The organism is Ureibacillus massiliensis 4400831 = CIP 108448 = CCUG 49529, from assembly GCF_000772965.1.
GTDB classification, from domain to species: Bacteria; Bacillota; Bacilli; order Bacillales_A; family Planococcaceae; genus Ureibacillus; species Ureibacillus massiliensis.
On the sequence record NZ_JPVQ01000002.1, the window covers coordinates 137,950 to 152,633 of the forward strand.

The 14,684-nt window shown below is 34.7% G+C and carries 14 protein-coding genes; all 14 read right to left on the bottom strand.

What is annotated here, in order from left to right; genetic code table 11:
* Window positions 1–84: 84 nt before the first annotated feature.
* Complete coding sequence (locus tag CD30_RS02140) at window positions 85–456, bottom strand: small basic family protein (RefSeq protein WP_036171875.1); 372 nt, start codon at window positions 454–456, stop codon at window positions 85–87.
* A 3-nt stretch (window positions 457–459) separates the two neighbouring features.
* The gene (locus CD30_RS02145; RefSeq protein WP_036171877.1) at window positions 460–1,176 is read right to left on the bottom strand and encodes a DUF881 domain-containing protein; all 717 of its coding nucleotides are present in this window, start codon (window positions 1,174–1,176) and stop codon (window positions 460–462) included.
* Window positions 1,177–1,199: 23 nt separating this feature from the next.
* Window positions 1,200–1,910, bottom strand: coding sequence for a DUF881 domain-containing protein (locus CD30_RS02150; RefSeq protein WP_235801989.1), 711 nt, complete (start codon window positions 1,908–1,910; stop codon window positions 1,200–1,202).
* Window positions 1,903–2,727 (bottom strand): cell division protein FtsQ/DivIB, encoded by an 825-nt coding sequence (locus tag CD30_RS02155; protein ID WP_036171880.1) that lies wholly within the window; start codon window positions 2,725–2,727, stop codon window positions 1,903–1,905. The genes CD30_RS02150 and CD30_RS02155 overlap by 8 nt, the downstream gene beginning before the upstream one ends.
* A gap of 29 nt (window positions 2,728–2,756) precedes the next feature.
* Window positions 2,757–3,845 (bottom strand): FtsW/RodA/SpoVE family cell cycle protein, encoded by a 1,089-nt coding sequence (locus tag CD30_RS02160; RefSeq protein WP_268871078.1) that lies wholly within the window; start codon window positions 3,843–3,845, stop codon window positions 2,757–2,759.
* A 34-nt stretch (window positions 3,846–3,879) separates the two neighbouring features.
* Window positions 3,880–5,229, bottom strand: coding sequence for a UDP-N-acetylmuramoyl-L-alanine--D-glutamate ligase (murD, locus tag CD30_RS02165; RefSeq protein WP_036171883.1), 1,350 nt, complete (start codon window positions 5,227–5,229; stop codon window positions 3,880–3,882).
* Window positions 5,226–6,200, bottom strand: coding sequence for a phospho-N-acetylmuramoyl-pentapeptide-transferase (mraY, locus tag CD30_RS02170; RefSeq protein ID WP_036171886.1), 975 nt, complete (start codon window positions 6,198–6,200; stop codon window positions 5,226–5,228). Before mraY ends, murD begins: the two co-directional genes overlap by 4 nt.
* A 49-nt stretch (window positions 6,201–6,249) precedes the next feature.
* The gene (locus tag CD30_RS02175) at window positions 6,250–8,301 is read right to left on the bottom strand and encodes a stage V sporulation protein D (protein ID WP_084077589.1); all 2,052 of its coding nucleotides are present in this window, start codon (window positions 8,299–8,301) and stop codon (window positions 6,250–6,252) included.
* A 78-nt stretch (window positions 8,302–8,379) separates the two neighbouring features.
* The gene (locus CD30_RS02180; protein WP_170933631.1) at window positions 8,380–10,608 is read right to left on the bottom strand and encodes a penicillin-binding protein; all 2,229 of its coding nucleotides are present in this window, start codon (window positions 10,606–10,608) and stop codon (window positions 8,380–8,382) included.
* Complete coding sequence (gene ftsL / locus CD30_RS02185) at window positions 10,605–10,973, bottom strand: cell division protein FtsL (RefSeq protein ID WP_036171889.1); 369 nt, start codon at window positions 10,971–10,973, stop codon at window positions 10,605–10,607. The genes CD30_RS02180 and ftsL overlap by 4 nt, the downstream gene beginning before the upstream one ends.
* A complete protein-coding gene (rsmH, locus tag CD30_RS02190) occupies window positions 10,974–11,924 on the bottom strand; it encodes a 16S rRNA (cytosine(1402)-N(4))-methyltransferase RsmH (protein WP_036171891.1) in 951 nt (316 codons plus the stop codon).
* Between the two features lie 30 nt (window positions 11,925–11,954).
* Entirely contained in the window at window positions 11,955–12,386 is a 432-nt protein-coding gene (gene mraZ, locus CD30_RS02195) for a division/cell wall cluster transcriptional repressor MraZ (RefSeq protein ID WP_036171894.1), read from the bottom strand.
* Between the two features lie 179 nt (window positions 12,387–12,565).
* A complete protein-coding gene (bshC, locus tag CD30_RS02200; protein WP_036171897.1) occupies window positions 12,566–14,182 on the bottom strand; it encodes a bacillithiol biosynthesis cysteine-adding enzyme BshC in 1,617 nt (538 codons plus the stop codon).
* Window positions 14,183–14,292: 110 nt separating this feature from the next.
* Window positions 14,293–14,682: a DUF3397 domain-containing protein gene (locus CD30_RS02205; RefSeq protein WP_052126018.1), complete on the bottom strand. Its 390-nt coding sequence runs from the start codon at window positions 14,680–14,682 to the stop codon at window positions 14,293–14,295.
* Window positions 14,683–14,684 lie beyond the last annotated feature (2 nt).

Genomic DNA, 14,684 nt, shown 5'->3' on the forward strand with positions numbered 1-14,684 from the left:
ACCTCCTTCGATACTCCTACACTCATTCTATTGTAAATTATCTTTATTGTCTAAGTAAATTCTGCTTACTATAAAATTTTACCGCTATTCTACTGTTTTTTCACTCTTTTTTATATGTCTCTCATCCCATTTTTGTATCAAAATCCGTCGAATGACAGCAATATTTTGGAAGAGACGGACACCAAAAGCAAAAATGGCAGCTAAATACAAGTCAACCCCTAAATGGACCCCTATAAACGCAAGACCACACGCTAACAAAATATTGAAGAAAAATCCTGATATAAATACTTTGTCATTATACACCTGTTGAAGATGTGCTCGGATTCCTCCGAAAAGTGTATCCAATGCTGCAAGAACTGCTATCGATAAATAGTTTTCATACATTGAAGGGATTTGAATATCAGTTAACAATCCTAAGGCGAGTCCTAATATTAATCCTAAAAATGGCAACCACATACTCTACTCCCCTTTATTCTCGAATAAATACTTATTAGATAAAGTTCCATCAAATTCAGAAACAGTTATTTCTTTTTTTGCTGGGCCAATTTCTAGATTTAAATTATCAATATAAAATGCATCTTTAAATGAGGAAGCATATAAATAGCTATATAGTTTTTCTGCTTTTTCAAAGGATTCAGTTATAATACGAATTTCAACATTTGTTTCTCGTATTGGAATCCCATTGACTGTTGTGACACCATTAATATCTCTTATCGCTGTTGTATGAACCACTCTTTGACCATCGATTTCAACATATAAACCATCAAAACGGTATATTTCATTTAATAAACGATACAATAACTCCGGAGATATAGGCTCAATTTTAAAACCAGATTGTATCAATTCGATTGCAGGGCTAATCGTAAGAATTAACCCTGGTCCTGTCACTTCAAGAAGACCAGCTTGAAGCTTTAACTCTTCCACGGTACTTTTTAATATTTCACCTTGATCTTCTGTGGCTGTATTTTCATAGACATCGACAATTTCATTTAATGTAAGTATGTCTGCTAATAATTGCGAATGTCTCTTCTTCTCCTCAGATAGTTCTTGCCGGATTTCCCATGTATCACGAGTATCCCTTTCAGCTGGCTTTTTTACCGTGTTGTATTGTATAGAAATCATTAATCCTACTATAAAGGATACAATCGTTATTCGGGTAACTACCTTCTTATCCATAAATGTTCCCTCCTGGTACGTATCTAGCTTTGCTTGTCGTTCACAGAAGGCATTACAACTTGTCCACTTTGTTCGATTGTGACAACGATCTGGTCATTAATTAATTGGTCAAAAACCCCTCCAACAATTTTTAAAGAAGCGATCAATGACTCTGGATTGCCCACTGCCTCAATTGTAAATGGCGCTGGAAATTGCTCTCCATCTATCGAAATTACAGGGCCTGTACAATTGATATATGAATTTGTTTCAAGTCGTTTTCCATTAATAGAAATGGCCTCTGCACCTGAAATTTTTAATTCATTAATCACTTTAAATATGTGACTTTCATGAACAATATAATCGTTTGGATTTGTATTATTTGGATCGTATTCCCCATCGTCTAACGTAATTTTAACACCTTGTCCAACTGCAGGAATCTCACCTAATATCAAACGTAATCGTTCAGCTTCTTGTACAAGATTTTCATACTGATCTTCATTTGAAGCAAATGTCTTCTCATAATCACGTATTTTATTTTGAAGACTATTTAGTTCTTCCATTAGTTCCTTATTTCTTTCTTGTTGTCCAATTAGCTCTTCGCGATAGGATTCTTCTTGATCAATATAGGGACTTGTTACCTTCATATTGTCTTTTGATAAATTGTACGAATATCCTATAATAAATCCTGTTACGATACATACAATTAGAATAACCAATTGTTTTCTTGAAGGTGGTTTCATATATTTGTTACTCATTTTCTGACACTTCCTGTTCAGTTATATCAGAATCCTCTTCCGTGGAATCCAAAACATCAATCTTATACTCTTCTGAATAGGATCTATAATATGTTCCAACTTCAATATCAATAATTCCTTTTTCAAATTCTCCATTTTTTTCAATTTGGGCAATAATAGAAGGATAATAATTTAATTTCTCAGCAAGTGATGTTATTTCAGCCCTCACTTCATATCCATCATTCATAAATAATGTTATGGCATAGGGGTCTGAGCTAGTAGGTGTAGCATTAATTTGGGAGATCATTGCTAAGACAGTTGGTTCAAGTCCAGCCAATTCTTTTAATAACCTTTTTCTCAATTCACTATCTTCAAATTCCAAAAATATTGGCGCGTCGATAGGAGTACTGGAACCTAACTCCTTAAAAACCACTCCATTTTCCAATATTGGGTAAAAGGAATTGTTTTCAGAAATATATGCGACTTTTGGCCATTCCTCAATATTAATTTCCACACTTGTCAACCAATGCTTATGAACCTCAACATTCTTAACCCATTCTAGCTTTTTTATATTATCCTCAACTTCTTTTTCTCGGAAACTCCACATGGATTGTCCAACTTGTAAATTTGATTGTTTTAAATATTCTTCCTCATTTACAAGATTAAATCCCTTAATATGAATGTTCTTAACATCACTATATGGTGATTGGAAATAAAGGAGTAAAAATAAAGTTAGAAAAAATAACGTGATTAAAATAATAAATTTTTTGTTTGTTCTTTTTCTTCTTTTTTCTCTTAGCGTTGGTATGCGATCTTCTATATCAATTACTTTCTCCATTTTTACTCCTCCTTCCTCTAAAAATATAATTATTTATCAACTTCGGTTCGCTGTGAGAAGCAAATGATTATCGCTACTACAAACCAAATGATCATTAATGACGTACCACCATAGCTGATAAATGGTAATGTCACACCTGTAACTGGGATTAGCCCAATTACGACTCCAATATTAAGGCATGCTTGGAAGCCAATCATACTGACAAGTGAAACAATAGCGTAAAAATCTGAACTTAATGTTGTTTGCATTGCTAGTCCTATGCCTGAATATATAAATAGTCCAAATAAGGCAAGTATGACACAGCCACCTAAAAATCCAATTTCCTCTAAGATAATTGAAAAAATAAAATCATTTTGCGGCTCAGGCAAATACAAAAACTTTTGCCTACTATCACCAAACCCATGTCCTAAAATTCCAGCCGGCCCAATAGCAAGTAACGATTGCACACCTTGAAATCCGGCTCCTAATGGATCAGCCCATGGATTGATAAAGGCTTCAATTCTTTGAAGTCGATATGGGGCTGTTATGATTAATCCAACTAAACCAACGATTCCAAGTACAATTACAGAAACGTATAATTTCACTGGATATCTCGCAACAAACAATAAAACAAAAGAAGATACTACGAGAATAAAAACTGATCCAAAGTCCGGCTGAAGCATAATTAATCCACATGGAATGAGAATAATTAAAAAATGCTTTAATTGGACAACTCTTTCATAGCTTTTTACTTTACTGAGTAAAAAGCTTAAATACATTAATGTTGTGATTTTTACTAACTCTGCTGGTTGCATTGTTAAAGGCCCGATACCAATCCAACTTTGTGAACCGTTACGTGATAACCCAATACCAGGAATAAGTACCAATACTAATAAAATTAATGAAATGATATATAACGTAATCCATGTTTTTTCTTGTTTAAACCAGTCCAGATTTGCTACTGTTACAAACACGATTAATGCTAAAACTAAATATACGGATTGCCTAATGTAGAAAGGTATCTCACCCTCATAATGAACCGAACTCCAATATGTACCAGCAGAAAAAATAAACAATATTCCAACTACCGATAACAACATTGCAGAGGTAATAAATAGCCTCTTATACGTAAATTTCAGCTAAGGCATCCTTTCTCAAATTAACTTAAAAACATTAAAGTTTATTTACAGCTTCTATAAACTTATCACCACGAACTTCAAAGCTTGGATATTGATCCCAGCTAGCACATGCTGGTGACAATAAAATGATATCCCCTCGCTCGGACAATTTAGCTGCCTTTTCTACTGCATCTTCTACATTTTCTGCTTCAACTGTCGATTGAACACCACATGTCTTTGCAAAGTCAATAAATCTTTGAGCTGTCTGTCCAAAAGCTACAACCCCTTTAACATTTCTCATTGAATTGCGTAATTCCTCAAAGGAGTGACCTCGATCAAGACCTCCAGCTAATAAAATAGTAGGTTCGGTAAATGCATCAAGAGCTACTTTTGTGGCAAGACAGTTGGTAGCCTTTGAATCGTTATAAAGTTTTCTACCTTCCCACTCTCGAACAAACTGCGTTCTATGACGAACACCCGTAAATGTTTTTAAGACTTCTTTAATTTTTTCCTTATCACAACCATAAAGAACACAAGCTGCAACAGCTGCTAATATATTTTCCAAGTTATGTTTACCTGGCAAAGCGATTATCGATCGTTCAAGCAAAGGTTGACCTTCCCAATAAATCATTTGTTCATCAGCACTTATACCTATGTTTGTTCTTTTTTCTGAATCAAAGGGTACTTTTGTTGCTTTTGATCTTTGTATATATGGCTCTAGTACTTGTTGATTTGCATTATATATAAGAAAGTCCGATTCAATTTGATTTTTCGTTATATTAAATTTTGCTTCGGCATATTCGGCAAAAGTACCATGATAATCTAAATGGGCATCATACAAATTTGTCAAAATGGCAATGTGCGGTCTGAATTCTTGAATTCCCATTAATTGAAAAGAAGATAATTCTGTAACAATCACTTGATCTTCCGTAGCATCTTTTGCAACACTACATGCCACTGTTCCGATATTTCCAGCAATAAGCGGATTTCGATGCCCTTGCTGTAGCATTTCGAAAATTAGCGTTGTAGTCGTTGTTTTACCATTTGTACCTGTTATACCGATAAATGGGGCTTCACTAATGTGATACGCAAGTTCGACCTCTGTAATAATAGGTAATTCTCGGCTTAGTGCATCCTGAAGAATTGGGATATTATATGGAATTCCTGGATTTTTTACAATTAGCTCAAACCCCTCATCAAGAAGATCCTCTGGATGTCTACCACATATAACAGTAATCCCTTTTTTTAATAAGCTTTGAGCTTGAGGATTTTGTTCAAATGGTTTGGAATCATTGACTGTTACAAAAGCTCCTAATTCATGGAGAAGCTCTGCTGCTGCAACGCCACTTTTGGCTAATCCAAGCACTAGAACCTTTTTATGTTGTAATTCTGTATATTGCTTCATAGTAATGCCTCCGATAATACACCGATTAATGCGACAATTAATGCCGTGAACCAAAATACTAAAACGACTTTTCTCTCAGACCAACCAGATAATTCAAAGTGATGGTGAATTGGACTCATTTTAAAAATACGTTTTCCCGTTAATTTAAAGCTTGCCACTTGTAAGATAACAGACAAAGTTTCTATTACAAAAATTAATCCGATGATTAATAACAACAGTTCCTCTTTTACAAGAATAGAAACTAATGCAAGGGAGCCACCGAGTGCGAGTGACCCGGTATCTCCCATAAATACTTTTGCAGGATTTGCATTAAATATTAAAAATCCAAGTAATGCTCCTGTTACAGCAAAGGCGAATACTGCCACATCGATTTGTTCGTTAAATAAAGCGATAACACCAAATGCAGTAAATGCAATGGATGCAGTACCAGCCACTAACCCATCTAACCCATCTGTTAAATTAACAGCATTTGAAAACCCGACTAGCCAAAAGATTAAAAACCCAACATATATGATTCCTAAATCCATTGACCATTCCGTAAATGGAATAGATACAGTTGTTTGAAAAGCGCCCACTCGTAACAATAGGAACGATAAAATTGAAATAATAATTTGTCCGACTAATTTTTGTAACGATGTTAAGCCTAGGTTACGTTTAAATACCACTTTAATACCATCATCTAAAAAGCCTATTAAACCAAAACCACATAAAACAAGTAACATGACGATCGTATGTGTCGTCATTATATTATATAAATTTCCAACAATGACCGTAGTAGCAATAATTGAAATTAAAAAGATGATGCCACCCATCGTCGGAGTACCTGCTTTTTTCATATGGGATTTTGGCCCTTCCTCACGTATACTTTGGCCAAATTTAAGCCTACGCAATAGAGGAATTAAAAATGGAGCAAGTACAACTGATATACTAAATGAAATTGCTAAAATGGTTATTGTTGTTGCGATTGTCATGTTAGATCTCCTTTAAATCATGTTCTTCCGTAAAATTTTAAAACACTAACTAATTTGATTCAGCATCTGAATCTACTTCATTTTGTGTAGATGATCCATTTTCTGGATTTGAGTTATTAGGAGTGTTACCGTCATCATCTGAATCGGTGTTATTATTTGCATTCATTTGATTTTCTGATGGTGCATTTCCTAAATAAAGATGAATTGTATCATCTACTTCGATTATATTTTCTGCTTCTGGTAATTGAGATATAACATAGTCTCCTTCTCCGTGCTTTTCAATACGATAAGGGTATTGTAATTTTGCTATTTCATCAACTGATATACCTACTAGGTTTGGAACTCTTTCTGTAATTGGATCACCCCAGCGGTATTGTTTCTCTAGCTGACCTTCACGATCCACTTCTAATCCAATGGTAGGCGCGATATCTTCAATAATTTGTCCTACAATTGGAGCCGCAATTGTACTTCCAAATACAGTAGAGCTTTTAGGATTATCAACCGCAACATAAACGACAATTTCTGGATCATCTGCTGGTGCAAAGCCGATAAAGGATACGATATAGTCGCCTTGCTTATATCGACCATCCTCAACCTTTTGTGCAGTTCCAGTTTTTCCCCCTATACGAAAACCATCTCGATAGGCTTGTCGACCTGAGCCATTCGCAACAACAGATTCGAGTGCATTACGTACTTGAGCAGATGTTTCTTCACTTATTACCTGTTTCTTTAATTGTGGTTTATTTTCTAATACAACTTCTCCGGTTTCTGGATTGTAAACTTTAGACACAACATACGGAGTAAACAGTTTCCCTCCGTTAACAGCTGCGGCAACAGCGGTTATTTGTTGAATCGGTGTTACAGAAATACCTTGACCAAAGGAGGTTGTAGCATGTTCAACAGGACCAAAATTTTCTTCTGCAAAAAGAATCCCTTTTGCTTCACCAGCAATATTGGAGCCAGTTGGTTGACCAAAACCAAAATCTTTAATATAACCCATTAATTTTTCTGGTCCGACACGCTGACCTAATTCAATAAAACCAGGGTTACATGAGTTTTCTACTACTTGTAAAAACGTTTCGTCTTTATGACCTTCACGTTTCCAGCAACGTAGCCTTGCACCTTCTACAATTGTATAACCAGGGTCATAAAATTTATCATTCTCTAAATCCACTACTCCTTCTTCAAGAGCGGCACTTAACGTAATAATTTTAAATGTTGAGCCTGGTTCATAGGTCATCCATACTGGTAAATTTCGATTGTAAATGGATGGTTCTACCTCTTCAAAATTTGATGGGTCATATGTAGGGTAGGATGACAACGCTAAAATTTCACCCGTTTTTGGGTTCATTGCTATAGCAAGCGCTTGGTCAGCATCATATTTTGCCATCGCCTGGGATAATTCCCTTTCCACAACCTGTTGAACTTCTAAATCTATTGTCAGTTCAACTGTAGCCCCTTGATCTCCATCTTTCCATTCATCATTAACATGGGGGAGTGATTTTTGTGCAGCATCTGTAAATAAGCGTATGGCAGCTGGTTTAGAAGTTAATACATTATTATATTGAAACTCAATCCCTGCTAGTCCTTGTGTATCATACCCAGTAAAACCGACAAAACGTGATAATAATGACCCATAAGGATAATGACGAACATAGTCAACACCACTATATAGCCCGTCTATTTTTAGCCCTTGAATTTGAACTGCTTGTTCATAAGAAATATTTTTGCCTTCTGGTGCAAGTTTTACCATATATTTATTAGTATTCATCTTTTCATACAATTTTTGCTCATCTACTTTTAAAATTTCGGCAATTTTCCTTGCTGCTTCTTGGATATTATCATTTTGAGCCGGGATAAAATATAAGGTTGGAGCTAATTTATTGGTTACAATCGTTTCACCGTTTCTATCGGTTATTTCTCCACGTTCAGAAGCAAAAGGAACCTCTCTATCCCAATTCTGTTTTGCTAGTTCTGTTAATTCGTCGTGTTGTATAACCTGTACAAAAAACAACCTGATGATAACAGCTAAACCGAATATTAGAAATCCATAAACTATGATTCTCAATCGTTTTTTCGATATACTCGAAATCCACTTCATTCGACATTCACACCTCGTTTTTATAACAAGGTATGAAAGTAAATGGACATCTATTCTACGCACCTATATTTCATTCCATTAATCTTGTACAAATACTGTCTCTTCAGTTTCTGTTTCTTTTGGTGGGATAAAGGTTTCTTCCGGTGTTTTCAACTTTACTACAATTGGTGATGAATTATTTACAACTGTGTTCGCTGAAACACTTTGACTTTCTACATAGCCTTCACCTACGATTTCAATTTCCAAACCTGATAACGTTTTATAAACTAGTAAATTACGTAGCGACCAATTATTAAAATCTGGGATCGTAATTTTACCTTCTGTTTTCAAAAATACATGACTACCGATTGTTAATTGCATATTTCCTTTTGGATATTGATCGACTATTTTACCTCCTTCACCAACGAGGATTGGTTTTAGTCCCGCATTGGTAAGATTATTTGCAACTTTTGTTACATCCTGACCAACATAATTTTCAATCGGCTTTAATTCAACGTCGGCAACATCAGTTGGATCGATGTTTAAATATTTCAAACTGTTTTCCATCACAGATGTAAACACTTTTGAAACTGGCTCAGATCCTGTTTCTAATCCTTCTAGCTTCGGCTGTTTCACTGATACATACATGATCAGTTGTGGATCATTTGCAGGTGCCATACCTAAAAATGAATATAAATAATCGTTCTGGTGACCCGTTAAATATTGCCCTGAACCATCAGAGTTAGCAATATAGGCCGTACCAGTTTTCCCTGCGACTTCATATCCTTCAATAGCAAAACGTTTCGCAGTTCCCGCTTCAGATGTTACAGTGGATGCTAATACATCACGAACTTGTTGAGCCGTTTCCTTTGTAACAGGATTTCCTTTTACAACAGGTTTGCTTTCTTTCACAATATTACCTTCTGAATCTATAATTTTATCAATTACATATGGCTGCATCATTTGTCCATCATTTGCAATCGCTGTCATTGCTTGAATTAGTTGAATTGGTGTAACTGTGGAGCCTTGTCCATACGTTGTTGTGACATAATCAATCGGCCAATCGGTTTTAAGTTTCCCAGTTACCTCTCCAGGTAAATCTATACCTGTCACTTCACCAAAACCAAATTTTTTCAAGTAATCTATGAAAGTATCATTTCCCATCTCTTCTAAAATATTAGCCATCGCAGTATTTGAAGACCTCTGGAACCCTTCTAAGTAAGTAATCTTACCCCAACCTACATAGTTATGGTCTCTGATCGTCCTATCTAATAACGTATAGGAACCTGATGGATATTTAACATTCGGATGCCAGTGACCTGTTTCGATGGCCGCAGCAAGTGTGAAAGTTTTCATTGTTGATCCTGGTTCCATAATTTTCTGAGTTGCTGCATTCATCCAATCTTCTAAACCAATTCGATTCTCAGGATCAAAGGTTGGTCTTTGAGTCATTGCAAGTATTTCACCTGTTTTTGGGTTCGCTACAATTGCCACCATCGATTCTGGATTATACTCATCATAAACTTCCGTCATCGATTCTTCTAAAAAGTTTTGTACTGTTTTATCAACGGTTAATTGAATATCGCTACCATTTTGAGCGGGCTGTACCATTTTTTCACTGTTCGGCAACAGGTATCCAAAAACATCACTTTTATATTGCATCGATCCATTTTTACCCGTTAGCTCATCATTGTAAAATAACTCTAGACCCATCTTCCCTATCGTTTGGAATGTGTTGTCCTCTTGTTGTTCCTTTAACGCAAATCCAATTAAATGGGAAGCAAAAGGCCCATTCGGGTAGTATCTTTTTGTATCACTTGTAAAAACAATGCCTGGTAATTTTTCTTTTTCTATGGCTGTTTTAATTTCATGACTTATGCTTCGCCCAGCAGTACCAAACTCAACTTGATATGGTTGTTTTAACTCACCATTTTCTCCTTGAATTTTTTTTGTTAACTGTTTATAAATATCAGCTTCGTCCATTTGAATATATTTAGCTAATACTTCAGCGGTTTTTTGAGGATCTTCCACATGTCTAGGATCCTCAGGATTTTCCGTTGCTTTTGGATTTACTACAGCGATTAATCGATAGCTTAAAGTATCCTCTGCAATGATATTCCCATTACGATCTAATATTTTACCTCGCTCCGCAGTAAGAACTGCTTCCCTTTCATATAAAGCAGCTGCTCTCGCCTCTAATTGTTGACCATTTACTTCTCCAGTGGCTTGAATACTAAAAATTCGTATGAATAATGCAAAAAAGAGCCCTCCATAGATAAATAACATTAGAAAGGCTCCCCATTGGAAACGAAATTTTTTCTTTTTCATTCTCCCGGCACTACCTTTACATTTTTCTCATTAAGAGTTAAACCGAGTGCTTTTGCTTTTTCCATAATTCGATCGTATGTTGATAGTTCTGCAACTTTTACTTTTAAGTCTACATTTTCGTTTGATAAATCGGTTACTTGTGATTGTATTTTTTGAATTTCAATTGTTGATTGTTGTATTATACTTTGCTTATGTAATATTGTTACGGCAAGTACACAAACTACCATAACAAAAGCTATATATAATAGTTTTTCTTTTGTTGTGATTAATTTTTTCTTTTTTACTGTTTTTATGGTTGGTTGAGGTGTCGTTGGTGGTGCAACTGGTTGATAAATATAAGATTGTTGCCTTACTCTAACTGCCATCTAACCACGTCCTTTTTCATTTATTTTTTCAGCAATACGTAGTTTTGCTGATCTTGATCGATTATTCATTTCCAATTCTTCCTCTGAAGGAAGTATTGGTTTTCTCGTAACTAATTTTAAAGTTGGCTTATATTCATCTGGTATTACAGGTAAACCTGGTGGTAAATCAGGTAGTGTAGACGCCTCTTTGAAAATCGTTTTTGTCAATCGATCTTCTAAAGAGTGGAAAGTAATTACACTAATTCTTCCACCAATTTTTATTAAATCAATTGCATCTACTAAAGAATCTTCTGCTGCACCTAACTCATCGTTCACAGCTATGCGAATTGCCTGAAAAATTCTTTTTGCAGGGTGTCCACCTTTCCTTCGAGCTGGTGCCGGAATTCCGTCTTTGATTAGCTCAACCAATTCACCCGTTGTTTCAATTGCTTTCACTTTTCTTGCTTCTTCGATTTTTCGAGCCACTTGCTTCGAAAACTTTTCCTCTCCATATCTGAAGAAAATACGAACTAAATCTTCATATGCCCATTCATTGACAACATGAAAGGCAGAGATTGGAGATGTTTGGTCCATTCGCATATCTAGAGGTGCATCATGATGATAGCTAAATCCGCGCTCTGGCGTATCTAACTGAGGTGAAGAAACACCTAAATCATAAAGAATACCATCAACCTTATAGATATCTAGCTTTTCGAGTTCATCTTTAATATATCGAAAATTAGAATGAACAAAGATAATTCGATCTAAATAATTCGCTAATCGCTTTTTCGCATGTTCTATTGCTGCCATATCTTGATCGAAACATATTAATCGACCTTCAGATGATAATTGCTGCACTAAATATTCACTGTGCCCAGCGCCACCTAGTGTGCAGTCCACATAGATACCATCAGGTTTGATGTTCAACCCATCAACTGTCTCCCTTAATAACACTGTTGTATGATCGAACATAAATAAATCTCCTTCTTGGCGGTAAATTAACTAGAAGTCAAAGCCAATTAAATTTTCTGCAATGTCATTAAATGATTCTTCTGCTTCATTGAAATAAGATTCCCAAGCTTCTTTTGCCCATATTTCAATCTTGCTAGACACCCCTAGTACCATACACTCTTTTTCAAGTTTTGCATAAGTGGATAGTGGTGTTGGGATATTAATTCGGCCTTGCTTATCTATTTCAACCTCTGTTGCACCTGAGAAGAAAAATCTAGCAAATGCTCTCGCATCCTTTTTCGTCATGGGCAACTGTTTTAACTTTTCTTCGAGTTTTCGCCATTCATCCATAGGATAGCCAAATAGACAGTTATCAAGTCCGCGTGTAATAACAAAAGTAGTACCTAATTCTTCTCTAAATTTAGAAGGAATTATTAATCTACCTTTTGCATCAACGGAATGTTGATATTCTCCCATGAACATGCTACTCACCCCACTTTAGTAAATAATGTACCACAATCCCCCACTTTGCTCCACAATTTTTAAAAAATTGTTGACAACTTTTCTGAAATTGTGTAAATAGTATGCTGCACCTAGTTAATGAATAAGAAAATAGACACAAAAAAAGAGTCATCTCAACCGAGATAACTCTTACTAAAGCACTACAATCGAACTATATAATGATTATTCGTAATGGCGAATGGTAACTTTAACAAATCCTCTACAAAAGTAGGCCCGTATACATTTATATATTGATAAGGATTATAAACTCGTTCCTGATAATTATTATTTGGAAAAATTTCAGTAGCAATTATATTAAACTGACGAATAATATTATCATGTTTAAGCAAAACTTGCTGCTCAATTTTACTTTTTAAATAATCAAATTGTTGAAGGTGATAGTTTTTATTTTTATCTACTATTTGTTTTAAGTCTATTTGCTGTTCAATCAAGTGTCGTTCTAAGTCTTCATACTGAGCATCTATTATTTTATATAATTTATCTATTTTTTTCTTTGCTTCTTCATCTTGAATACTCTCAATAAATTGGCGCTTTAAATGATCGGATTTTCCTGTTATCACATCTAATACGGATAATTGTTTTTCAGCTAATATTTGTTCTACTTGTCGAGTAACAATCGTTAAATTCAATCTTGGGACGATAATCGGCATTTGTAAGTTTAATACAGAAAAGGCATCCTTTAATGTTGCCCAATACGCTAATTCTCCTGGTCCACCTACAAAAGCTAATACCGGAAGCGTCATTTCTTGCATTAAAGGACGTGTAACAACATTGTTACTTAAGTTTTCTGGTGTTTGTTCAGCGATATTTAATAGCTCTTCTTTTGTAAATTTTACATTTGCTTGATCATTAACGAAGTGATTATTTCTTCTTTCTAATAGAAACCTTTCTCCATCTCGAACATAAAATAAATTTGCATTATTTACATTCGCTTCAATTGGAGTTCCGTATCCTGAGTCATTTAATAGTTGTTCTTTTGCCACAACGACTTCTGCTATTTTTTCATTATGCTCGATGATGTTTTTAAAAAATGTTGACTCATACTTTCGAAATGGAATAAAGGCCGCATCAATCATTAACAAACCTTCATCCTTAAAGAATGCATTCATCAATCTTGCAAAAAAATCTGTAAATGTGGCACTTTTGTCCATTTCATTTACTACAAATTGATATAACTCATTAGAGTATTTTGTTTCACCAAAGTCTTTAAATATTTTATTAATCGTTTTTTTCATTTCAGCCTTATTAAGATCCGTTGTGGATGCCATTGTTTTTCTAACGGTTCTTTCACTATAGGCTCTTTTTTTCGGTTCACCGGCTACAATGGTATAAGTATGATTAATTTCTTCTAAATCGTGGTCTTCACCAGCAATCCAAAATAACGGAAGAATTTTTTCACCTAGTTTTTCTGATTGTTCTTTTGCTAGCAAAATTACCGTAATGGCTTTATGAATCGAATAAAGGGGCCCCGTTAAAATCCCTGCTTGTTGTCCACCAACAATAACCTTCGCACCATCTGCAAGGTGAGATAGATGTTCGTTTACTTTTGGCGATAATCCGAATGGCTCCATAAAGGAACGAATAATATTACTTAATTCATTTGTATTATAATGCATGTTTTTTAAATATTGTGCTCGTTTATGAAATGCTGTGTCATGTAGTTTATATTCAAAAAATGTATGTAATTTTTCGCTACCTGACCAATATGCAGATAACAATTTATTGTTAACTGGCAATGACATTTGTTCCAGTTCCATTTATAATCTCCTCTACTATCAATTAAATCTTTTCGTAACATTTTTTCTTATCTCGATTTTGCTCCAATGTATATTGTAATCTTTCTTAACTCCACTTCAAAAGAAAATGCTTATGTATAAAAAACATACACGATAATATAATGGAGCATGCCAATTATCCAAATAATTATGTAACAAATCATTAAAAAAAGGAAAAAGAATCTCCATATTTTTTTTAGTAATGGTAAAATCTCTATTTCCTTTTTCTTTTTCCAATCAAAATATGTAAAAATCATCGCGATAATTATCGCAAAACAAATAATATATATACTTATATTGATTTGCCACAAACTTGAGATAAGTAGTGGTACCGAAAAGAATAATATAAAGGTTGTCACATCAGAAGCCCATCCAAACGCTTTTGATTCTCGCATCTTTCTTTTCCTACAAATAAAATAGACCATGAATAAAAGTAAAATTGGGCATAAAATGATGACACTTATTAAAAATTGTAAAATCATAA